This window comes from Exiguobacterium sp. UBA3491, assembly GCF_002377745.1.
Classification (GTDB): Bacteria; Bacillota; Bacilli; order Exiguobacteriales; family Exiguobacteriaceae; genus Exiguobacterium_A.
Window position 1 is genome coordinate 211,859 of the sequence record NZ_DFQK01000021.1, and the last position, 21,105, is coordinate 232,963.

The window sequence follows — 21,105 nt, forward strand, 5'->3', positions numbered from 1 at the left end:
CAAAAGATTTGCCATATGAATATAGAATCGTTAGCAATAAAGCATAAAATTTAGACTAGATATTCTGATTTGTTTTCTAGTATGAAATACTGATATTCCTTCATCTTTAGTAAATCGAAAAAAACGAGAGCACGCTGATATGAAAGTTTTATTCGTTGATGATGTTCATGCGCATTAAAGCGCTCTAAACAAGCGCCTTGTTGATAATAAAGCTGTCCAAGCATTGACATGTCTTTATATTTCAAACTTTGTTCAATGCCTTCTTCAATGACTTTTAAAGCGTAGTTAGGTTCTTTCAATTGTAAAAGTGTTTTAGAGAAGTTATATAAAATACGAATACGATCTAAAACTAATTCTTCATTTTCAAAGTCTAAATCAATTAATTCTTCATAAACTTTCCTGCTATGAGTGAAGTTTTTATTTTCAGAATATAGATTCGCAATTGCTGATTTTATTCGAATTATCATACTTGGTGAATAAAAAATTGAAGAGTATTTTTCAGACAGTTGACGTAAGACTACAATACAAGTTCTGTAGTCAGTCATATTTAACTTATGAGCTGAAATACTATTATAGTAGTTAAGCAACAATATGACTTCTTCATCTATATTTGGTTGCTCTAACTTAGATTTAGTCTCATAGTAAATTTTATCAAATTCGTTATTTCGAAACTTTTTTAATAATTGTTCATCTAATTGATAAAACGCTTCACGATAATTGGCATGATCAAAGAATGAAGAAAAAGGAACTTGTAGTTTTTTAGATAGTGCAAAGAGAAGCTCAACCGTTGGTGAATGGGTACCACTCTCGATCTTACTGATCTCTGCTTGACTGCAAATTCCGTTTGCTAAATCTTTTTGTGTCAGATTATGTTTCTTTCGCAGTCGGCGTAATGCTAAGCCGATTTGCGGTGACATGAATTGATCCATCGGCTCCTCGTCCTTTCGTGAAGATTGAACTGGTACAGGGTACCAATTTCTATTATAGAAGCGAATGGAACGGGATACCACTGATTTACTTGATTTCGTATCAATGTTTCAACGACCATCTCACTTGATTCAGAAAGGGGTACAACCATGACACTCATATTAAAAGAAACGCGACGTAACATGACTTCTTGCGCTTGGTGTCTCAATCCTGCTACCGTCTCCGTCGCCCCCCTCGCTCATCGGGAAATGGACCGGACTAATACGAAACCAAAAGCAACTATCAAATCGGCTTAATACACAAAAAAAGGACTTCATTCGGATCGTAGAGAATGAAGCCCTTTTTTCAATCACTTGAAGAGAAAGGAGAGAGGACATGATCGGATTATCACTTTTATCGGAACAAGACGGCTGGTTACAACGTTCCTTGCCATCCCTCGCGATGCAGAATTTTTGTGAGGCACATCGTATTTCAATCGATGCCTTTGATTATGATACGCATACGTTTCATGATTTACTCGATTACATGGATTTTCAGGAATATGAGCACTACGTCTTCGTCCTCCAAGGAGAAGGGGAGCGTACGTTGCGTCTCGTTGCCTATTTGCAACACGAGATGCTACACGTCCAGTTTCATTTGATCCGGCAGAACGGGGAGGTTCTGTTCGGTCAACCGGATTTCCTGAACGGTCTCTTCTTACCGCAGGAAGAGATACCGGTTTCGGCATCCGTTCCGGCTGTTCATCATGCTCTCCTTTCGTTGATGACGGGTGTCTATCCCGCATCCGTGCCGCACCATCCACAACCGCTGCGTCATGTCTACATCGAGGACAGCTCATTGTTGGACCGGATTCCAGTAGACAGTTTTCAAATGATGACGATCAATAGTGTCATCTATTTTGACCATCCGATGCGGCACGATCTGCCGATCATCGAACTGATGAGCCGGACCCCGATTTTGTTGACGTTCTCAGATCGTTTATCTCCGTCACTTGCGTCACAGCTGACAGTCTTATCTCGCGACGCACTTGCCGAGCGGTTACAAGATTGGCAGCAAACGGGGCGCATTCAAAACGAACAATCGATGGGGATTCTCGATTATGCGACAGTAAGCGGATTACGCGTCTCGCATCGCCTGTTCTTTTTTGCGGATGGGATTTACGCTGATCGACAAAAAACGATTCAGTTGAGTGCGGATATTTCAAGCGATATTGAATGTCTTCGAGAACAGCAACCGCAACCAGAGGCGCTCGCGTCGCAAACGGAACTGGAGTTGTTTCCGTTGTTGTATCAACTGGCAGGGTCGTTTCAAGGGACGAGCCGTTTCATCACCCCTTACTCGGATCTTGAATTACCCCGGACGTCTGGACGGATTGGACCGTTAACATTGATCGGCATTCAAAATGAGGAAGGGTGTTTTGCGTTCGATCGAACGACGTTACGTCTGTTCGAGACGAACGAAGCGTTCCTCTGGATTTTAGAAGCGGATCAAAAGGAACAATTCGACGTGTTGCCAGAGCGACTCGGCGCAGATTATGCGGAAGCGATTCAGCATTACAAGGAGTTGATGTATCATGGGTGAGGTCTTATTTGGTCCGTTTTTGCGTAAAGGTAGCTATTCCCGTGTCCAAGTGCTCGATCATGTACAGGCAGATGAACGAATTGGTCGATTGTACCAAGAAGCACAACAGTTAAATGAAGTCGATGAGTTGATGCTCTATCGACGTTATCTACAAAAAGGAGAGCGGATCCTATTTTACGGAACGTTTGATCCATCCCTGTTTAATCTTTTGTCGGACGAAGGATATGATCTTTATTTGATCGAACCAGAAGCTGCGCGGACGAAACAGATCGCGGAGCGCTATCGACATAAGATCTACGGCTGGAGTCATGACGTGACGGACGTCGTCGGACCTGAGTATTTTGATCGAATCATCTTACCGGGAACGACGATTTTACGTTATACACGCGGAGAACTACTGTTGTTCTTCCGAAACATCCGTCAGTTGCTACGACAGGGTGGACGCTTGCTCGTGTCCTTGCATCACATCGATCATCTGAAATCAATTGTCCACCCGATTGCGACACGACGCTTTCAAAAGACATTACTTTTCTATGGCTATCACATCGATGGGGAACGTCTCTTGTTCAACGCTTATCTCAAATCCGGACAAGAGGAAAAAGTCAGTTATGCGGTCGAATATCTATACGAACCAAAAACGCTGTTTGAATTTGCAACCTTATCGCGTTATCATGGACAATTTCTATATGAAGGAAAATCAATGATGGTATTAGAGTTCGAAAAACAATAAGTGCAAAATATAATGTAATAATAAAATAAAAAATATATGTAATATATTGGTTTGAATAGGTCTAAAGACCGGGTAATGAGATACAGTAGTTTCCTTTGCATGATTCAAAGTACATCATAAGAAAGAGGAGCCGGATGTATCATGGAAAATCAGAGCGGAAGTACCTTTCAACAAAGTTGTCTATCGTTCATTGAGACCTTGTTTCCAGACGAACCTTTTCATTTCTTAGAAGAATCGAAAGCGACGGACGCCTTTGGTTATCCCGGTCGTCAATTGTTTTTCGCTTCACCTGCCCGTACTCTGAAATTCACTGTACTCGAGCAGGCGCATAAGCATTACGCACGTGTATTCGTATCCGAGAAAACAAGCGAAAATACGTTTTTTCGTCAGTTATTAGAAGCAACATATGACGACAATCAATTATACATCGATCATATCGTCCAAACAGAATAACAAAAGAGATCAAAATCAGCTGATTTTGATCTCTTTTTTTACGCTTCGATAGAAGAAAGACCCCGCTTTAATGCTTGATCAATGGACGTTGCCATCTCATCTCGGACAGACGATGAGACGAGTCGACCATCAAAATAGATTTCCTTCGATAGACTGAGATGAACCAGTAAATCTTCAAGAATGAGCTTTAGATCAAGCGGTTGCGATGGTTCAAGCGCTTGGTGCATGAATTCACTCAATGAAGGATGCTGAACATACTTCGGATCGATGAGATCAATGATCGTCGTGTCTAAAGCAAGAGCCAATCGTTCCAAAACTTGAGCAGAGGGAATGCGCTGACCACGTTCGTAAGCGGAAATGTCCGTTGCTGATTCACCACACCGTTCACCTAAAAATTTTTGAGTATACTTGTGTTGTTTGCGCAATTGCATGATTTTTTTACCTAGTGCACGATTCATGGCACTCCACTCCTATTCTTCAGCTCATTCTTTATAGTACTAATTAACCACTTTCAGTATAAAAGAAACCTGATAAATGTAAAATATCGTTTTTCAAGGAAACTAAAAAAATGAAATGGGTTAAAATAGAAATTGATTTTTGGAGAAAATCGCCTATCGTTTCTGTCCATGCTATTCTAAAGTGATATCAAATAAGGGAGTGTCTTCATGAAAAAAATCACCTGGTCCGGCTATGTCGTCTTTACCGTCCTATTGATCCTCTTCATCTCAAGTTCGATGCCCTATCAGGCACAATCGATCAAACCTGATCTATCTCGCTATATCCCATTAGGATTCGTCGATCATCTACGATTCATCTCCTTCTCGTATCATGGAGAAGTCAGTGTAGCGGCGCTCGGACGCAGTGGATTCATTGAATTTTTCATTCGTAAAGCAGCCCACGTCTCGACGTTTCTCGTATTAGGTATCGGCTTGATTGATTTGACGCGTCGTCGTTTGACACCGGGTCTTGCCGTCTTGTTCGCTTACTCATTAGCAATCACCATCGCTGTGTTTGATGAGTTTCATCAAATTTTAACGGGTGACCGGACTGGTCTTGTCCAAGATGTGCTACTCGATGGAACCGGAGCATTGATCGGAATCGGATGTTATCTGCTCGTTCGTAGGAAAAAAGTACAGCGCCAAGCAGGAAGTCTTTCTTTCTGGCACGAAAAGAAAAGGCATCACTTTTAACGAAGGAGATTGCCACTATGAAGACTTCTCATTTGTTGATGACAAGCGTCGGTCGCCGGACGAAACTGGTCGAGTACTTCGTTCGTGAGATGTCGGACGGTCACGTCAGTACTGCGGATTGTAATCCACTCGCACCGGGTCTTTATATGACGGAACGTCATCATCTTGTCCCGCGCATCGACGCACCGGGGTATATCGATCACCTACTAGAGTTGTGTCAGCGGGAAGGCGTAACGGCGCTGTTGTCATTGATCGATCCCGAACTGGAGTTGCTCGCAGCGGCAACGGAACGATTTGAAGCGATCGGTGTCACGGTTCTTGTCTCCCCAATGGATGCGTGCCAGTTATGCTTTGATAAATACGCTATGTATACGTATTGTGTTACGGAAGGGATTGCCCATGCACGGACATATGCGACGCTCGACGCATTCAAAAATGCGCTTGCGCAAGGGGAAATCGCATTTCCAGTCTTCGTAAAACCACGTAACGGCAGTGCTAGTCTTCATGTCCAGGTTGTCTCCTCCCTTCAGGTCGTCGAAGGAATGTTCGCTGTCCATCCGAATTTATTGATTCAGGAATACTTAAGAGGACAAGAGCTTGGCGTTGATGTGTATGTCGATTGGCTGACGCATGAAGTGACGGATATCTTCATTAAGGAGAAACTCGTCATGCGCGCAGGAGAAACGGATAAGAGTCGCTCCGTCAAACGCGACGACGTCTTTGAATTGATTGAGCAGATCTTAGCGGGAACTCGTCTCGTCGGGCCACTAGATTTTGATCTGTTTGATGTGGACGGCACGCTCTATTTATCAGAAATCAATCCACGATTTGGTGGGGGGTATCTTCATGCCTATGAGTGTGGTGTCAATTTTCCGAAAGCGATCCGAAACAATCTCCACGGGCAACGCAATCCTCGACGAATCGGGGCGTATACGGAAGACATCTATTTGTTGAAGCACGATACGGTGACACTATTGCCAGCATCTCTACTTGAGCAGATCGAAAAATCATGATACGCACGAAAAGGGAGTGATCCGGTAACGTACCGGGTCACTCCTTTTTAGATGGAAGAGAAGGATTAGGAAAGAGAAACGCGTGCACGCTTGAGGCATTGCACGGCGGAGGTCCAGTTGCCGAAGAGGGCGTTGATCGTCGAGGTGCTCGGAACCGAGCGACCTTCTGCCCATTTCCGATAATGGATGATGCTGAGAGAAGGTAATTCTTCTTGTGCCTGTCGCAGTGCTTCAAGGACGTCTTCTTCGACCCATTTCCGGCGAGGTGGAGCGATGTCAAGGCAAGCGAGAGCATCTGCCCACGAACCATATTTACGGGCAATCGTCGCGACTGTCGGATGTCCATTTTCCTGTGCCCAAATCGCATACGTCTGTGTTGTCAAACGCGGAAGGACATCGGAAGCTTCAAGTAAAGCAGTGATGATTCGTTCTTCCGTCATCGAGATGGAGCGTGCCATCTCGATCTGTGCTTCTTCAAGCGCACGTGACCAAGAGCCGAAACGTAAGTTGATCAGCGTCAAGGATGGACCGTGTTTGGCCTTTGCCCACTCCCGGTAGCTATTACTATGGAAAGGATGTAAACGTGTCGATGCTTCCTTGATGAAAGCAAGAATCTCTTCATCTGAAAAATATGGACGGATCGATGAGAGACCAGCGGCTTGGAGTGCTTCACGCCAAGAGCCGAATACATTAATGATCGTCGTGATCGATGGAATGTCTTTTCCGACCGACCAGCGCGCATATGTCTTTGCGTCGAGAGAGGGATATTCGATACTAGCTTCGATCAGGCTATCGATGACTTGTTGTTCTGTCCATTTTTTCATGATGTCATACCCCTTTCGTGTAGGTGCGTCTAGGTGTGGGTACTGTCGTGAGGTGGAAGTCGACGAATCGACGCATAAGCGAGAAGGCTGAGCCAAATGAAATAAAATCCACTCGGTCTGACGAGAACACTTTCCGTGAATTGGAGTAACCCGAGCCAGCTGGCTAGCAAGAGCGCGAGGAAAGCGAGATCCGTCGTCTGAATGCGAAGCAGTCGATAAAACAGATACAGAAAGACTGCACCATACAGCAGACAGCCGATGAGACCGAATTCGTAGAGAAACGTGATCGGTGTACTATGAAATGTATAAAGAATCCGTTCACCGAGTTGTTCCTGCAGTCCACGCGGGGCACTTCCAATCCCGTGACCGAACCAGAGTGCGTCAGCGGAAGCGTGCCATCCTGCTTGCCAAAGCGTAAATCGTCCGTTAAGACTGAGCAAACGGGGAAGCAGACCTTGAAATGCGAAGACGGCACATAAGATCAGGCTTCCTGTCACATAACAGGCAGCGACCTGCATCCGGCGTCTCGTTCCCGGAACCATTCGAATACTCGTCAAGAGTGCCAAGAGGACGAAGGAGTAGATTCCTGTCTGCGAACCGCTCCTTAGCAAGGCAATGACGATCAGCAGTAAGAAAACAGCGTGCAGAAGACTTTGCCAACGTGGAAACTGTCGCAGTAGATAGAACCAAGCAAGCAGTCCTCCCGGAACGAGCCACGCTGCGAACGTATTCGGATTGTTCGTCAGTCCAGCGAGGCGAAGGAATGAACCTTGCTCTCCGACATACAGCTGAGGAAACGACAAAGGACCGATTCGAAGCCATTGTAGGTTTTCGACCGGAACATACTCTGTGCCAAACGAGACGATGAGTGCGTAGGAAGCGAGAAAGACGGCTTGTCCGTAAAGGAAGTAATACAGAAGACGATGCCATTGGTCGATCGATGTACGTGAGAGCGAAGAGACGATGCCGACGAAAAGCCAAGTCGAAATGAGGTAAAGCGAAGCAAGGACACGATCCGTATTCGCATTAAAAAAGAAAAATACGATATGAAATGTCAGATAAATCAGAAAAATAAATCCGATTTGATGTCCAGTTGTGCGATTGACGCGATAGAACGGTCGTAAGATGAACCAACAGACGCTGAACAGAACGATGTAGGCAGGAAGCAACCAAAGTGACCACTGTTTCGGTAACACTTCGTCCGTAAAGGATAGAGGACGAATCCAAGCATCGAGCATGATCCAAATGACTAGGATGGATAAGGCAAACGATGTGGGTATATTGGCTGATTTTAACATGATTTCTAAAGACTATCCACCCTTCATATAGGACTTATTACCGATTCAAATACTTTTTAATCGTCAAATTTGTATTTACCCTCATCTTTTAAAAAATCATGCAGACCAATGAAAAAATATTAAGAAAAACGCAATCATTTTTTCGTGAATCGCGTTTTTTTTGTGACATGAGTTCCTGCTGTGAACTCGCGTCACGCAAACGAGATAGCTACCGAAAAAAATATAATCATTTTCACCAAGCTCTAATTGTTTTGGAATTCGATTGGAAATAAGGTGTAGACATAACCAATGTCCATCCATTCGGTCAAGCTAGAAAGAGGTGAACAACAGTGAGCTCGATGCATCAAAGAAAAACCTTTGGAGATCATCTGACGACACTCCGACGCGGCTGGTGGCTACTGGCACTCTTCACGATGCTCTTCGCAGGTGCCGGATATGCACTCAGCACGTATGTCATTCCGAAGACATATGAAGCGACGGCCTACATCCTCGTCGTTCCTCAAGCAAACGCAGAGGCGACATCGACGCCGACACTCGTCAGTACCTATCAAGATATCTTGCGAAGCCCAGAGGTCGTCGATCAGGTCGCCCAAAAGATGAACGTCACCGACAAGCGATTATTCGATTTGACGGATCGTCTGACGGTCTCGAGCAATCTCGATTCGCAAGTCATCGCCTTATCCATCACGGATCGTTCAGCGGAGCAGGCAGCCATTCAGGCAAATACGATGACGGAAGTCTTCCAGGATTATCTCCCGCAACTGATTAACACGAGTAAGACGGAAGTCTTCTCCAGTGCACGAATTCCAACGAAGCCCGTATCCCCGAACATTTTGATGAATACGGGAATCGGTGGTGTCCTTGGTTTAATGCTCGGACTCCTGATCGTCTATTCGCGCTCGTTAAGCAAAAAAGAAGTGACACGTGAAGCGACCGACAGTTATCCGAAAGTCATTCCCCGGACGCACTCATGAGAGAGGAGAGGAGACACCATCATGCAGCATTCCCCGCTTACCCCGTATCGTCGGCAGTTGAAGATTGGACTCCTTCGCCTGATCGACGCCGGAGTCATCGCACTCGCAACCGTAGTAACGTTCTACTTCTTTAATCCGCTCCATCTCACCGTCAATTTCGAGTTACAGGATGCGCTCGAAATCGCCCTCATCCAGTGGATTGCCCTCACCTTCGTCGCGCATTGGATGCGTTTCTATCAAATCATCTGGCGCTATGCGAGTTTACGCGATCTCGCCGTTCTCCTCGTCGTCGTCCTTGCCAGCAGTTTCGTTTTACTTGGTCTTGAATACGCGTTGTTCGACTTCGCGGTCGAACGGGCAATCTTCTTGCAGACGGGACTTGTCTTGAACGGTATCTTATTCGTCCGGTTGTTGATTCGTGGCCGTAGTCTCAGACTCGTTCCGGAGCATAAGACGCTAGGCAAACGGACGCTAATCATCGGTGCCGGAGCTTCCGGACAGATGATCACGAAAGAACTGAAACAAAAGAAATCGCATATCTTAAACGTCGTCGGATTACTCGATGACTCGCTTGAACTACGCGGGATGCGAATTCACGGTGTTCCTGTCATCGGAGCGATCGAGCAACTTGAATGCATCATCGAGGAACAAAAGATTGAAGCGGTCGTCCTCGCGATCCCGTCCTTATCGTATCCGCGACGAATCGAACTGTTGAATCGAATTAAACAGACGCAAGTCGAGGCGCATACGTTACCGATGCTTGTCGAACTCGCTTCCGGTAAGGTTTCGATTCAACAAATCCGTGAAGTCTCAATCGCTGATTTACTCGGACGGGAACCAGTCGAGCTTGATATCACGGAAATCGAACGAAGCGTGCATGGAGCGACGGTCCTCGTCACCGGTGCCGGTGGATCAATCGGTTCCGAGATTTGCCGGCAACTGATTCGTTTTCGTCCTGAACGACTTGTCCTTCTTGGACACGGTGAAAACAGTATCTACCTGATTCGCCGGGAACTCGAGTGTCTCAGCCAGGACATCCAGTTCGAATCCGTCATTGCCGATGTACAGGACAGTGACCGGATGCTTGAAGTCATGCGACGCTTCGAACCGGACCTCGTCTATCATGCGGCAGCCCATAAGCACGTTCCGCTGATGGAGGATAATCCGAGCGAAGCCGTCAAGAATAATATCTACGGAACACGTAACGTCGCCCGAGCAGCAGAAGCGGCTGGAGTCAAACGCTTCGTCATGATTTCGACCGATAAGGCAGTCAATCCGACGAGCGTGATGGGCGCGACGAAACGAATCGCTGAGATGGTCATCCAGCAGATGGCAAGAAATAGCGAAACGACGTTCGCTGTCGTCCGGTTCGGCAACGTCCTCGGGAGCCGCGGTTCCGTCATCCCACTTTTCAAGGAACAAATCGCGAAAGGCGGGCCGATCACGATCACCGATCCCCGGATGACACGTTACTTCATGACGATTCCGGAAGCGAGTCGTCTCGTCATTCAAGCGAGTGTCCTCGCAAAAGGTGGCGAAGTGTTCGTCCTCGATATGGGTGAACCGGTCCACATCACGACACTTGCGAAAAACTTGATTCACTTGAGTGGATTTACGGAAGAACAGATCCCGATCGTCTATAGCGGGATTCGAAAAGGGGAGAAACTTTACGAGGAACTGCTCGCTCGTGATGAGGTGCATGACGAACTCGTCTTCGATAAAATCCTCGTCGGAAAGACACGCCCGTTCGGCTCCGTCGATCCGTACTTGCGTGAGATCGCCCAAGCGCTCGATCGGGACGAGACACTTCGCCAGTATTTATTAGAAGTGACGAACGAGACTGATGCCGACCCAGTCGCGCCGACGATGCGGATCGCTCGTAAATAGAGAGGGGGGAGAACGATGAAAACGGTCCGGCTGTCTCGCTTCAATCTCATCTTCATTGCGGATACAGCATATTCATTGCATCAATGGATGATTTTGACGCTCCTGATCAAATGGAGTACGCCGCTCAATATCGGCTACTTCAATTACGCCCTTGCCATCACCGCACCAATCGTCATGTTCTGTTGGCTGAATGCCAGTATGATCCTGACGGCAGAACGGGCTGGACTGACGAACTTCTGGCTCTTCATCAAGACCCGTTTTTCGCTCCTCTCGGCAGGTGTGTTCGTCCTCCTTGGTGTCTATTATTTCTTCGGTGAAGCGAACATCTTACTACTGACGTTACTCGTCTATCTCAATAAATACATGGAGTCGTTCGCTGATCTCGGATACGGCTTCTTACAGGGACACACTGCCTTCAAGGAAGTCGCCATCTCGAAGATTTTTCGCAGTCTCCTGAATGTCTCAGGCGCAGCACTCGTCCTCTTTACGACCCATTCGATCCAGGGATTCGTCATCGCCTTGATCACTGGTAACTTGATCATGTTACTCGTCTACGATCTCCCGACGATTCGCCGGGTCGGTCGTGGTTTTGACAATCAAGCGCTCGACTTACGATATCGATCCGGTAAGGAGTTGTTCCTTAAAGCGATGCCACTCGGGTTCGTCGCTCTACTGATCGCCTTGAACGCGAACATCCCACGGTTATTCGTTGGACATGCGATCGGAACCGAAGAGCTCGGATATTATGCAAGTATTGCCTATCTACTCGTACTCGGTAGTCTGTTCATCCACTCCTTGATTGCTGTCTTATTGCCGAACTTCTCGTCAGAGACTGGAGAACGCCAAAGTTTACCGGAACTGCGCAAGCTGACACGGTCGATGTTACTGATGACGAACGTCGTCGGGATCCTCCTGATTCTTGGAGCAATCTTCTTCGGAAAGTGGGGTTTGACGATTTTCTACAATGCGTCGTTCGTCAAATATCATCTGATTTTCGTCTTGATGATGGTCGCGTCGTTGTTCTTCTATAATTCGACCGTCATTCAAGCACTACTGACCGGCTTCCAGCAGTTTCGAATCCAAACACTCTCGATCTTCGGCAGTGTCGTCGTCAATCTCGTCGCTTGTAGCCTTTTGATTCCGTTGTACGGACTATACGGGGCGACGATTGCATACACACTTTGCGCGGTCACTCAAATCGTCCTACTGTTACCCGCGCTCTATCGCTCCTTGTATCCACGAAACGTCGCCCTCGTCGTCGAACAAAGCAGTTAAGGAGGGAAGAAGATGCGACCAATTCTCTTACTCATCGTCATCGAAGCGCTCGTTTGTCAATTCGCCCGGTCGCTCTTCCCGGACACGTACGTGACCGCCTTGCTGCTCATCAACTCGGTGTTGTTTCTCTATTACCTACTCCGCCAAGCCGAGACGACGCCGCTCTATCTCATCTTCATCACCGCTTTCTTCGTCCGATTGGTTTTGATGTTCATCGATCTCGAACTGTTCCGCTTACCGCCGCACAGTGGGGACGATACGGAAGCCTTTCATCTCGAGGGTGTCCAAATCTTCACCGACCCGTCGACCTTTAACGATGTCGTCCGCGGCACCTACTCCAAGTTTCTCGGAATCTTCTATCTGATGTTCGGACCGGAACGGATCCTAGCTCAGTTCTTCAACGTCATCCTTGGCGTCGTCGCCGTCGTCATTCTAGCAAAGACGTTACAGCGATTACGTTTACCGGAACGATACGTCTTCGGTGCAACACTCATCTTCGCGTTCTTCCCGCAAGGATTGTTGCTCTCACCGATTCTCTTACGGGATCAGATCGTCGCTCTTGGTATCGTCTACACGCTTTATTACATGGTGCATTGGACGGAAGAGAAGTCCGGCAGGTACATGATTCTCGCGTATCTCGGCTACTTCGTCAGTACGATGTTCCACTCCGGTCTTGCCGTTGGAATCGTCGTCTTACTCGTCTACTTCTCGTTTTATAGCCATGAGACACGACGCATGGACTTTGAACCGACCAAGGTACAGCGACTAATTTTCCAAGTACTCGTCGTCGGCTTCATCGTCTACAGCTTCCAAGACGTCTTGTTCGCGAAGTTCACCCACGTCTCGGAAAACGGACAGCTGTTCAGCGGGATGAGTTACGATCGTGGCGGCTCCGCTTACTTGAACGGATTGACGGTGACAGGTCCAGGCGACATGATTCTCTACTCACCGATCCGGATGATCTACTTCCTGTTCTCACCATTCCCGTGGCAGTGGTCGAGTGTCATGAACATCCTGATTTTCTTCCTTGACGCCGTCTTCTATTTCATCGGTTGTTTTGCCATCATTCGGTCGTTCAAACTGATTCGTCAGCATCCGTTCGGCAGCGTCCTCTTCTTCTTTTTCCTTCTTTTTGCACTCAACGCGTTGATCTTCGGTCTTGGAACCGGCAACGTCGGAACGGCCATTCGACACCGGTATAAGTTGTTCCCGATGTTACTCATCGTCTATACATCCGTTCACTACATGCGCCTGCAAGCGCGCCACTACTTCGAGGAGGTCGAACACCGTGCCGAGTAAAACGATCTTAATCACTGGTATCGCTGGCTTCATTGGATTTCATGCCGCACGTCGTTTCATCCGGGAGGGTTACCGGGTCATCGGACTCGATGAAGTAAACGACTATTACGACCCGACGTTAAAAGAAGCCCGGCTTGCTGAACTCGGCACGAACTACACGTTTTACCGGGTCTCACTCGAAGAGACGGGAGACGTCGCGCGAATCTTTGAACAGGAATCAATTGATCTCGTTCTCCACTTGGCAGCACAGGCAGGCGTACGCTACAGCATCGACCGACCAGACGTCTACATGACATCAAACATCGTCGGTTTTCTCTCGATTCTAGAAGCGTGTCGCCATCATCCCGTCGAGCAGTTGATCTACGCTTCATCGAGTTCCGTCTATGGATCGAATACGAAGATGCCGTTTGCGACGACGGATGCCGTCGATCATCCGCTAAGTCTTTATGCCGCTTCGAAAAAAGCGAACGAACTGATGGCACACACGTACAGCAGTCTCTACGGAATCAAGACGACAGGCCTTCGCTTCTTCAGCGTCTACGGTCCATGGGGGCGCCCGGATATGGCACTGTTCAAATTCACGGAGGCAATTGCGAAGGGCGAACCAATCGATCTCTACAACTACGGCGAGATGGGACGGGACTTCACCTACGTCGACGATATCATCGAAAGCATCTATCGTCTGTTCCAGACTGAACCGGAAGTCGACGCGACGTTTGACGCGTCAAATCCCTTACCGGATCGTAGCAACGTCCCGTATCGCGTCTACAACATCGGTAGTCATAGCCCGATTCGCTTAAGTGAATTCGTCGCCTTGATTGAACGACGCCTCGGTAAGACGGCGATCAAGAACGGGATGCCGTTACAGCCGGGTGACGTCCCGGAAAGTTTCGCCGATGTCTCCTCACTATTTGAGACAATCGGCTACCGACCACAGACGACGGTCGAAGCTGGTGTCCATGCATTCATCGACTGGTACGAGAGCCATTACTTGATGAAGGAGGAAATCCAAGATGGCGCTTAAAGAGAATATCTACTATCGCTCTCCAATTTTCATCCAAAATTGGCTGACCTCGTTATACGGTCGGAAGTTGATGCAAGAACGCTACGGTCACTTCTATGAGCAAAAGATGAAGGAGCTCCGGATGAAGGACCGGACGCGGGATTACCAAGCGGAACAACTCGAACGTCTGAATGCCTTTCTCGCGTTTGTTGTGGCGCATACACCGTATTACAGACAACTCTTTCACGAACATGACATCCAGTTACCGTTTACGTCACTCGAGCAGCTGAAGACGATTCCGATCCTTGAAAAAGAGACGCTTCGCCAAAACAATGATGCGTTCATGTCCCGTGTCGATGCGCCGGTCCGCGGACGGACAGGAGGAACGAGCGGAAAGTCGCTCCAAGTTGCGTTCATGCGCGAGGATGTCCAGGAACGGATGGCCCATCTTGATTACTTCAAGGAACTCCACGGTTTCAAGGCCGGAATGCGCCGGGCAAGCTTCACCGGTCGGACGCTGACAGCCGTCGATCAAACGAAACCGATCTTCTGGCGGATGAACCGGCCACTCAATCAGTTGCTCGTCTCGATCTTTCACATGAAGGAAGAGAACTTCCCAGCTTATATCGAGGAGCTGAATCGTTTTCAACCACGCGCACTCGACGGAACACCGACGGCGATGGTCGAAATCGCCCGTTATATGCTGAAGCACCACATTCAACTGGATATCCCGCTGATTGCCATCTTCCCGACATCAGAAACGGTGACGGAGGAGATGCGCTCCATCCTTGAGGAAGCGTTCGGCGTCCCGGTCTTTGATCAATACGGTTCCTCGGAAGGGGCACCAATCATCTCAGAGTGTCGCCATCATAAACTGCATCTGCACCACGAAACTGGCATCATCGAACCGTATGGAGAGGACGGAGAAGTCGTCGTCACCTGTTTTACGACACGCGGCACACCGCTGATTCGTTACCGGATCGGTGACCGGATGACACTTAGTGACGAGACATGCAATTGCGGTTTGAATGGTCCTGTCATCGCTTCGATCGACGGACGGGGAACGAGCTACATCGTCAGTGAGAAGCGCGGCAAAGTCTTCGAAGGAGACATCACGACGATTGCCCGGGAACTGCCGAACTCAGTCTTACGGCTCCAAGTCGAGCAGCATGCGCTCAATCACGTGACACTCCGCTATATTCCGGATGCGAAACGTTTCCAACCGAAGCACGAACAGATTCTCTTGAACGAGATGCGCAAGTTACTCGGCTCCGAGATGAAAATCGTCCTCGAACCCGTCGAACACGTCAAACAAGAACCGAACGGAAAAACATTGATCGTCAAACAGTCGATGAAATAGGAGGAACCCAACATGAACAAGGCAGTCAAACACATCGTAGATACGACAGCAGCCCATACGGGTGCACTTCCCATTGCCAACCGTTCGATTGCCGTCGTCGGACTCGGCTACGTCGGACTTCCCGTCGCCGTCGCCTTTGGCGAAAAAACAGACGTCGTCGGCTTTGACATCAAGGAACAACGCGTTCAAGAACTCCAAGAAGGCATCGACGCGACACTCGAACTGAGTCCCTTCACGTTAAAGAACGCGACCGTTGATTATGTCTCAGAGCCATCGGCACTGCAGGCGAGCGACTTCATCATCATCGCCGTTCCGACACCAATCAATGCACAGAACCAGCCGGACCTGACACCACTCTTACGGGCGTCGCACCTCGTGGGTCGCCAGCTCAATAAAGGCGACATCGTCGTCTACGAGTCGACCGTCTACCCTGGAGCTACGGAAGAAGATTGTATCCCGGTCCTTGAAGAAGCGTCCGGCTTATGCGCTGGTGTCGACTTCTTCGTCGGCTACTCACCGGAGCGAATCAACCCGGGTGACCATGAGCATACGTTCAAGACGATTAAAAAAATCGTCTCCGCCCAAGATGAACAGACACTGGATATCGTCGCGGAAGTTTATGAAGCCGTCGTCGAAGCCGGTGTCCACCGTGCCTCATCGATCAAGGTCGCGGAAGCAGCAAAAATCATCGAAAACACACAACGCGACCTCAACATCGCCTTGATGAACGAACTCGCAATCATCTTCGACCGGATGAACATCGATACACTTGAAGTCCTCGAAGCAGCCGGTACGAAATGGAACTTCCTCCCGTTCCGTCCGGGTCTCGTCGGCGGTCACTGTATCGGTGTCGATCCGTTCTATCTGACGATGAAGGCTNNCTTGGCTACCACCCGGAAGTCATCCTTGCCGGTCGCCGGATCAACGATACGATGGGGCGTTTCATCGCCACAGCGCTCGTTAAGAACTTGATCAAACAGAACATGCCGGTGCTCGGCGCCCGGGTCACAATTCTTGGATTATCGTTCAAGGAAAACGTCAGCGACATCCGCAACTCGAAAGTTGCGAACCTCGTTCATGAAATCGAAGAGTTCGGAATCGACGTCCAAGTGACGGACCGACTCGTCGAAAAGAGTGAGGCAAAACGTGAGTACGGGATCGACTTACTCGAGATGAGTGAACTCAAACCAGCCGACGTCGTCATCTTCGCCGTCTCACACGAAGAATACGTCGAAGGCGGTTGGAATCTGGCACAACACTTACTGAAGGTCGGCCGCGGGATCGTCGTTGACATCAAAGGCATGTTGCCACGGGCAGAACAGCCAGAGGGGGTCCACGTATGGCGCCTCTAAAAATCCTTCAAGTCTGTGCTCTCGATACGACGGCAGAGACGATGTTGCAGCCGCTCTTACTCGCTTTACAAAATGCAGGGCACGACGTCGGCATCGCCTGTGCCGACACGGGTGCCTCGGTGAAACTGGCAGCAAAGGGATTCCGGATGCATGACATTCCGATCGAGCGGCGAATCGACTGGACGAGTAACTGGCGGACGATCCGTGAAATCACGCGAATCTTGAAAGAGGATGGTTACGACGCCGTCCATGTCCACACACCGGTCGCCGCTGCCCTCGGACGGGTCGCCGCCAAACGTGCCGGGACGAAGCATATCGTCTATACGGCACACGGTTTTTACTTCCACGAGAAGATGGGGCGGATGACGTATCAGCTAACGTATTCAGTCGAAAAGTGGTTGGCACGTCTCGCGACCGATTATCTGCTCCTTCAAAGCGAGGAAGATTATCAACTCGCCCAGCGCAAACGCTTTAAAGCGAATACCCGGCTGATGCATCTCGGAAATGGCATCGACTTGACCCGCTTCTACCCACGACCACGTGAAGCCGGAGCGCCGTTTACGTTCTTATTCATCGGTCGGATCGTCGAAGAGAAAGGAATTCTCGAACTGCTCGATGCATTCGAGGATGTCGTCTATCGTCACCCGGAAGCCCGTCTCGTTATTGCCGGTGAGATGATGGCAAGCGAGCGCGATCAGACGACGAAACACTTATTCTTACGGCGGATCCGCGAGATTCCAAACGTCGACTACCTTGGATTCGTCGAAGACGTACCGGGTTTGTTCCAACAAGTCGATGCCTTCGTCTTACCGTCGCATCGCGAAGGCGTACCACGATCAATCATCGAAGCGATGGCGAGCGCAAAACCAGTCATCGCGACAAACATCCGCGGCTGTCGTGAGGAAGTCGTCGAGGGGAAGACAGGCTATCTCATCGAAGTCCGCGATATCACGAAGCTTGCCAAACGGATGAACACACTCGTCGAACATCCTGACCGTGCCAACGAGATGGGACGGAACGGATTTGACCGTGCCATGAAACATTTCAACGAAGCCGACGTCATCAAACGACAACTTGATCTCTTTTCAGCCATGTAAAAGGAGGACGTCATCATGAAACGCACATTCGACTTCACGGTTAGTCTTATCGCTATCTTGATCCTGATTCCCGTCTACGCCCTCGTCGCCTTAGTCATCTATACGAAGCTCGGTCGTCCGATTTTCTTCAATCAAGTCCGCCCGGGTTACAAGGGGGAGTTGTTCAAAATCTACAAATTCCGCACGATGACGAACGAAACGGATGCTGAGGGAAAACTTCTCCCGGATGCAGACCGGATTCCCGCATCACTCGAGTGGATTCGTCGCTTAAGCCTTGATGAGATTCCGCAGTTCTTTAACATTCTTCGCGGACAGATGAGCTTCGTCGGGCCGCGTCCGTTACTCGTCAGTTATTTGAACCACTATACGAAGGAGCAGATGACACGGCATGATGTCCTTCCTGGTCTGACGGGCTGGGCGCAGATTCATGGACGAAACGCGACGACGTGGCAACAACGCCTCGAGCAAGATCAATGGTACGCAGCACACCAGACGTTCCGACTCGATCTCTATATCCTGTTCAAGACGTTCAAGATGGTCATCTCGTCAGAAGGGAACTCGACAGCTCATCAGACTGGGATGGGTGAGTTCAAGGGTCTCGACGGAGGTGTTCCCCATGATGTCGTTAAGCGATGAACGGTTGATCCGGGATCCGCGCGAATGGGATGCACTCGTCGCGACCTATCAGCTCGATTGTTATTACGAACATGCTTACTTCGAACTCGCGAAGGAACACGACGAGATTCCTGAGTTATTTTATTATCCGACGGAGTTTGGGACGTTGATCTATCCGTACTTGCGGCGACGGATTCCAGGCACACTCTTTGAGGACATCACGACACCTTACGGCTATGGGGGTCCTTCCTTCAAAGGCATCTGGTCACTCGATCAGATTCGCGAAGCGCGCGAGCGATTCGAACGCTATTGCAATGAGACGGGAATCGTCACAGAGACGGTTCGCTTCCATCCACTCTTGCACAATCAAGAACTGGGTCAATACTGGTGCCATCAAACGGAGATCCTGCAGCCGACCGTGACACTCGAACTAACGGACCCGTTCGAGATGATCGAAAGCGACTTTTCGCAAATGACGCGACGCAACATCCGGAAGGCACGTCGAGAAGGCGTGACGATTCGTCTGGGACGCCCGGAAGAATACCGGGACTTCGCGCATCTCTATCAGATGACGATGGACAAACATCAAGCGGATGCCCGGTATTACTTTGATCAGACCTACTTCGATCACTTCGCGGACGGACGGATTAACAACGTGCTGTTGCTAGCTGAACATGAAGGGCGCATCATCGCCGGGTGCATCGTCTTGACCGGTCGCCAGTTCGCTCATTATCATCTCGGTGCGTCTGATCCCGTGTCGTTAGTCCTTCGACCCAATCATCTGTTATTCGCTGAGATGATTCGTTGGGCAAAACAAGCCGGTTTTCAAGCGCTTCATCTCGGTGGAGGCACGACACGATCGAATACGGATAGCTTGCTTGCCTACAAACGATCCTTTAGTGCGAATCAAACGTTTTTTGGACTCGGTACGTCGATTCTGGATGCCACGATCTATGAGCGTCTAACGCGACAATTCGAACGACAACATCCGGAAACTCAAATGGGTCACTGGTTCCCGCTCTACCGGACACCGATTCGCCATCTGTCACCTCGAAGGGAGGAAACATCATGAAACACATCCCACTCTCCATCCCGCATTTAAGTGGTCAAGAAGCCCGTTATGTCACCGAGGCACTCGAGACGAACTGGGTCGCCCCTCTTGGACCAAATGTCGATGCCTTTGAACGAGATATGCAAGCGTACACAGGAGCTGGTGCAACGCTTGCGACGAGCAGTGGGACAGCAGCGATCCATCTGGCGCTCGCGACAATCGGTGTCACGACGGGGGATGATGTCTTCTGTCAGTCCTTGACGTTCATTGCCTCGACGAATCCGATTCGGTATGTCGGAGCGCGACCTGTATTGATCGACTCGGAAGAAGAGACCTGGAACATGTCGCCTGTCGCACTCCGGCGGGCGTTGATCCAGGCGGCAACACGTGGTCGACTTCCGAAGGCTGTCATCGTCGTTCATCTGTACGGTGTCGCCGCGCAAATCGAGGAGATTGCTGCGATCTGTGAAGAGTACGATGTTCCGTTGATCGAGGATGCTGCAGAATCACTCGGGACTCGTGTCAACGGGCGGATGACCGGAACGTTCGGAACGTTCGGAATCTATTCATTCAATGGCAACAAAATCATCACGACGTCAGGCGGCGGGATGCTCGTCGCCAATGATCCGGCTCTGATCGAACGTGCCTTTTATCTTGGAACACAAGCGCGACAGCAGGTCTTGCATTATGAGCATACGGAAGTCGGCTACAATTACCGAATGAGTAATGTCGCTGCCGGGATCGGACGGGGACAGCTCGAAGTCCTCGATCAACGCGTCGACGCACGGCGGAAAATTTTTGATCGTTACGATCGTGCCTTTGCGCCGGACGGCGTCAAGTCGCAAGTCGAGCAGACCGGAACATTCGCCAACCGTTGGCTCAGTGCTTTTCTCTTACCAGGCGGTCAAGTGCAACGCGACGAAATGATCCAGACGCTCCAACAAGCGAATGCCGAATCCCGTCCGGTCTGGAAGCCGATGCACTTACAGCCCGTCTATCGCGACGTACCATTCGTCACAGCAGAAGGAGATGATATTAGTCGTCGCCTATTTGAAGACGGAATCTGCCTTCCGTCTGCTTCACAAATGACGTTCACCGAACAAGCCGTCGTCATCCGAAACGTTCGTCACGCCTTGCAGACGACCGTACGCCGGAACGTCCAGTCATGAATATATG

The 21,105-nt window shown here is 49.3% G+C and carries 20 protein-coding genes and 1 pseudogene; 17 read left to right on the plus strand and 4 right to left on the minus strand.

Annotated features, from left to right (window positions below; genetic code table 11):
* Nucleotides 1-50: 50 nt before the first annotated feature.
* Nucleotides 51-929: a helix-turn-helix domain-containing protein gene (locus B4F99_RS08015; RefSeq protein WP_035410425.1), complete on the minus strand. Its 879-nt coding sequence runs from the start codon at nt 927-929 to the stop codon at nt 51-53.
* Between the two features lie 147 nt (nt 930-1,076).
* On the opposite strand from B4F99_RS08015, the gene B4F99_RS08020 reads away from it, so the two are divergent.
* The 4 genes from B4F99_RS08020 (at nt 1,077) to B4F99_RS08035 (ending at nt 3,691) form a co-directional block, all read left to right on the plus strand.
* Nucleotides 1,077-1,223, plus strand: coding sequence for a hypothetical protein (locus B4F99_RS08020; RefSeq protein ID WP_290756601.1), 147 nt, complete (start codon nt 1,077-1,079; stop codon nt 1,221-1,223).
* Between the two features lie 79 nt (nt 1,224-1,302).
* A complete protein-coding gene (locus B4F99_RS08025) occupies nt 1,303-2,508 on the plus strand; it encodes a hypothetical protein (protein ID WP_290756604.1) in 1,206 nt (401 codons plus the stop codon).
* On the plus strand, nt 2,501-3,238 hold the full coding sequence (locus tag B4F99_RS08030; protein WP_290756607.1) for a hypothetical protein: 738 nt from the start codon (nt 2,501-2,503) through the stop codon (nt 3,236-3,238). Before B4F99_RS08025 ends, B4F99_RS08030 begins: the two co-directional genes overlap by 8 nt.
* A 141-nt stretch (nt 3,239-3,379) precedes the next feature.
* Nucleotides 3,380-3,691: a hypothetical protein gene (locus B4F99_RS08035; protein ID WP_290756610.1), complete on the plus strand. Its 312-nt coding sequence runs from the start codon at nt 3,380-3,382 to the stop codon at nt 3,689-3,691.
* Between the two features lie 38 nt (nt 3,692-3,729).
* Here B4F99_RS08035 and B4F99_RS08040 read toward each other — a convergent pair whose 3' ends face one another.
* Complete coding sequence (locus B4F99_RS08040; RefSeq protein ID WP_214852259.1) at nt 3,730-4,149, minus strand: helix-turn-helix domain-containing protein; 420 nt, start codon at nt 4,147-4,149, stop codon at nt 3,730-3,732.
* Nucleotides 4,150-4,356: 207 nt separating this feature from the next.
* Here B4F99_RS08040 and B4F99_RS08045 point away from each other — a divergent pair, with 207 nt between their 5' ends.
* Both B4F99_RS08045 and B4F99_RS08050 read left to right on the plus strand, forming a co-directional pair.
* Nucleotides 4,357-4,881: a VanZ family protein gene (locus B4F99_RS08045; protein ID WP_290756613.1), complete on the plus strand. Its 525-nt coding sequence runs from the start codon at nt 4,357-4,359 to the stop codon at nt 4,879-4,881.
* Nucleotides 4,882-4,898: 17 nt separating this feature from the next.
* Nucleotides 4,899-5,894, plus strand: a complete 996-nt coding sequence (locus tag B4F99_RS08050) for an ATP-grasp domain-containing protein (RefSeq protein WP_290756616.1) — start codon at nt 4,899-4,901, stop codon at nt 5,892-5,894.
* A gap of 65 nt (nt 5,895-5,959) precedes the next feature.
* Here the strand turns inward: B4F99_RS08050 and B4F99_RS08055 are convergent, their stop codons facing one another.
* Both B4F99_RS08055 and B4F99_RS08060 read right to left on the minus strand, forming a co-directional pair.
* Complete coding sequence (locus B4F99_RS08055) at nt 5,960-6,718, minus strand: homing endonuclease associated repeat-containing protein (protein ID WP_290756620.1); 759 nt, start codon at nt 6,716-6,718, stop codon at nt 5,960-5,962.
* Between the two features lie 29 nt (nt 6,719-6,747).
* Complete coding sequence (locus B4F99_RS08060; protein WP_290756622.1) at nt 6,748-8,016, minus strand: O-antigen ligase family protein; 1,269 nt, start codon at nt 8,014-8,016, stop codon at nt 6,748-6,750.
* Between the two features lie 338 nt (nt 8,017-8,354).
* Here B4F99_RS08060 and B4F99_RS08065 point away from each other — a divergent pair, with 338 nt between their 5' ends.
* The 11 genes and pseudogenes from B4F99_RS08065 to B4F99_RS08115 all read left to right on the plus strand — a co-directional run bounded on the left by B4F99_RS08065 (nt 8,355) and on the right by B4F99_RS08115 (nt 21,098).
* On the plus strand, nt 8,355-8,990 hold the full coding sequence (locus B4F99_RS08065; RefSeq protein WP_231496901.1) for a YveK family protein: 636 nt from the start codon (nt 8,355-8,357) through the stop codon (nt 8,988-8,990).
* 21 nt (nt 8,991-9,011) lie between these two features.
* Nucleotides 9,012-10,877 (plus strand): polysaccharide biosynthesis protein, encoded by a 1,866-nt coding sequence (locus tag B4F99_RS08070; RefSeq protein WP_290756625.1) that lies wholly within the window; start codon nt 9,012-9,014, stop codon nt 10,875-10,877.
* A 15-nt stretch (nt 10,878-10,892) separates the two neighbouring features.
* On the plus strand, nt 10,893-12,152 hold the full coding sequence (locus B4F99_RS08075) for an oligosaccharide flippase family protein (protein ID WP_290756628.1): 1,260 nt from the start codon (nt 10,893-10,895) through the stop codon (nt 12,150-12,152).
* A gap of 12 nt (nt 12,153-12,164) precedes the next feature.
* Nucleotides 12,165-13,451, plus strand: coding sequence for a hypothetical protein (locus B4F99_RS08080; protein ID WP_290756631.1), 1,287 nt, complete (start codon nt 12,165-12,167; stop codon nt 13,449-13,451).
* The gene (locus tag B4F99_RS08085) at nt 13,441-14,475 is read left to right on the plus strand and encodes an NAD-dependent epimerase (protein WP_290756634.1); all 1,035 of its coding nucleotides are present in this window, start codon (nt 13,441-13,443) and stop codon (nt 14,473-14,475) included. The genes B4F99_RS08080 and B4F99_RS08085 overlap by 11 nt, the downstream gene beginning before the upstream one ends.
* A complete protein-coding gene (locus tag B4F99_RS08090) occupies nt 14,465-15,814 on the plus strand; it encodes a phenylacetate--CoA ligase family protein (protein WP_290756637.1) in 1,350 nt (449 codons plus the stop codon). The genes B4F99_RS08085 and B4F99_RS08090 overlap by 11 nt, the downstream gene beginning before the upstream one ends.
* Before the next feature lie 12 nt (nt 15,815-15,826).
* Nucleotides 15,827-17,166: pseudogene (locus B4F99_RS08095) on the plus strand (nucleotide sugar dehydrogenase).
* A complete protein-coding gene (locus tag B4F99_RS08100) occupies nt 17,154-18,263 on the plus strand; it encodes a glycosyltransferase family 4 protein (RefSeq protein WP_035410382.1) in 1,110 nt (369 codons plus the stop codon). The pseudogene B4F99_RS08095 and the gene B4F99_RS08100 overlap by 13 nt, the downstream one beginning before the upstream one ends.
* Nucleotides 18,264-18,278: 15 nt before the next feature.
* Nucleotides 18,279-18,899: a sugar transferase gene (locus tag B4F99_RS08105; RefSeq protein WP_290756640.1), complete on the plus strand. Its 621-nt coding sequence runs from the start codon at nt 18,279-18,281 to the stop codon at nt 18,897-18,899.
* A complete protein-coding gene (locus tag B4F99_RS08110) occupies nt 18,880-19,950 on the plus strand; it encodes a lipid II:glycine glycyltransferase FemX (RefSeq protein WP_290756643.1) in 1,071 nt (356 codons plus the stop codon). Before B4F99_RS08105 ends, B4F99_RS08110 begins: the two co-directional genes overlap by 20 nt.
* A complete protein-coding gene (locus B4F99_RS08115) occupies nt 19,947-21,098 on the plus strand; it encodes an aminotransferase class I/II-fold pyridoxal phosphate-dependent enzyme (RefSeq protein ID WP_290756646.1) in 1,152 nt (383 codons plus the stop codon). Before B4F99_RS08110 ends, B4F99_RS08115 begins: the two co-directional genes overlap by 4 nt.
* Nucleotides 21,099-21,105 lie beyond the last annotated feature (7 nt).

Coding starts and splice junctions, on each gene's coding strand:
- B4F99_RS08100 (WP_035410382.1), top strand. CDS start 17,154: ATGGCGCCTCTAAAAATCCTTCAAGTCTGTGCTCTCGATACGACGGCA.
- B4F99_RS08070 (WP_290756625.1), top strand. CDS start 9,012: ATGCAGCATTCCCCGCTTACCCCGTATCGTCGGCAGTTGAAGATTGGA.
- B4F99_RS08090 (WP_290756637.1), top strand. CDS start 14,465: ATGGCGCTTAAAGAGAATATCTACTATCGCTCTCCAATTTTCATCCAA.
- B4F99_RS08065 (WP_231496901.1), top strand. CDS start 8,355: ATGCATCAAAGAAAAACCTTTGGAGATCATCTGACGACACTCCGACGC.
- B4F99_RS08040 (WP_214852259.1), bottom strand. CDS start 4,149: ATGAATCGTGCACTAGGTAAAAAAATCATGCAATTGCGCAAACAACAC.
- B4F99_RS08030 (WP_290756607.1), top strand. CDS start 2,501: ATGGGTGAGGTCTTATTTGGTCCGTTTTTGCGTAAAGGTAGCTATTCC.
- B4F99_RS08060 (WP_290756622.1), bottom strand. CDS start 8,016: ATGTTAAAATCAGCCAATATACCCACATCGTTTGCCTTATCCATCCTA.
- B4F99_RS08025 (WP_290756604.1), top strand. CDS start 1,303: ATGATCGGATTATCACTTTTATCGGAACAAGACGGCTGGTTACAACGT.
- B4F99_RS08110 (WP_290756643.1), top strand. CDS start 18,880: ATGATGTCGTTAAGCGATGAACGGTTGATCCGGGATCCGCGCGAATGG.
- B4F99_RS08035 (WP_290756610.1), top strand. CDS start 3,380: ATGGAAAATCAGAGCGGAAGTACCTTTCAACAAAGTTGTCTATCGTTC.
- B4F99_RS08055 (WP_290756620.1), bottom strand. CDS start 6,718: ATGAAAAAATGGACAGAACAACAAGTCATCGATAGCCTGATCGAAGCT.
- B4F99_RS08045 (WP_290756613.1), top strand. CDS start 4,357: ATGAAAAAAATCACCTGGTCCGGCTATGTCGTCTTTACCGTCCTATTG.
- B4F99_RS08015 (WP_035410425.1), bottom strand. CDS start 929: ATGGATCAATTCATGTCACCGCAAATCGGCTTAGCATTACGCCGACTG.
- B4F99_RS08105 (WP_290756640.1), top strand. CDS start 18,279: ATGAAACGCACATTCGACTTCACGGTTAGTCTTATCGCTATCTTGATC.
- B4F99_RS08050 (WP_290756616.1), top strand. CDS start 4,899: ATGAAGACTTCTCATTTGTTGATGACAAGCGTCGGTCGCCGGACGAAA.
- B4F99_RS08080 (WP_290756631.1), top strand. CDS start 12,165: ATGCGACCAATTCTCTTACTCATCGTCATCGAAGCGCTCGTTTGTCAA.
- B4F99_RS08115 (WP_290756646.1), top strand. CDS start 19,947: ATGAAACACATCCCACTCTCCATCCCGCATTTAAGTGGTCAAGAAGCC.
- B4F99_RS08075 (WP_290756628.1), top strand. CDS start 10,893: ATGAAAACGGTCCGGCTGTCTCGCTTCAATCTCATCTTCATTGCGGAT.
- B4F99_RS08020 (WP_290756601.1), top strand. CDS start 1,077: ATGACACTCATATTAAAAGAAACGCGACGTAACATGACTTCTTGCGCT.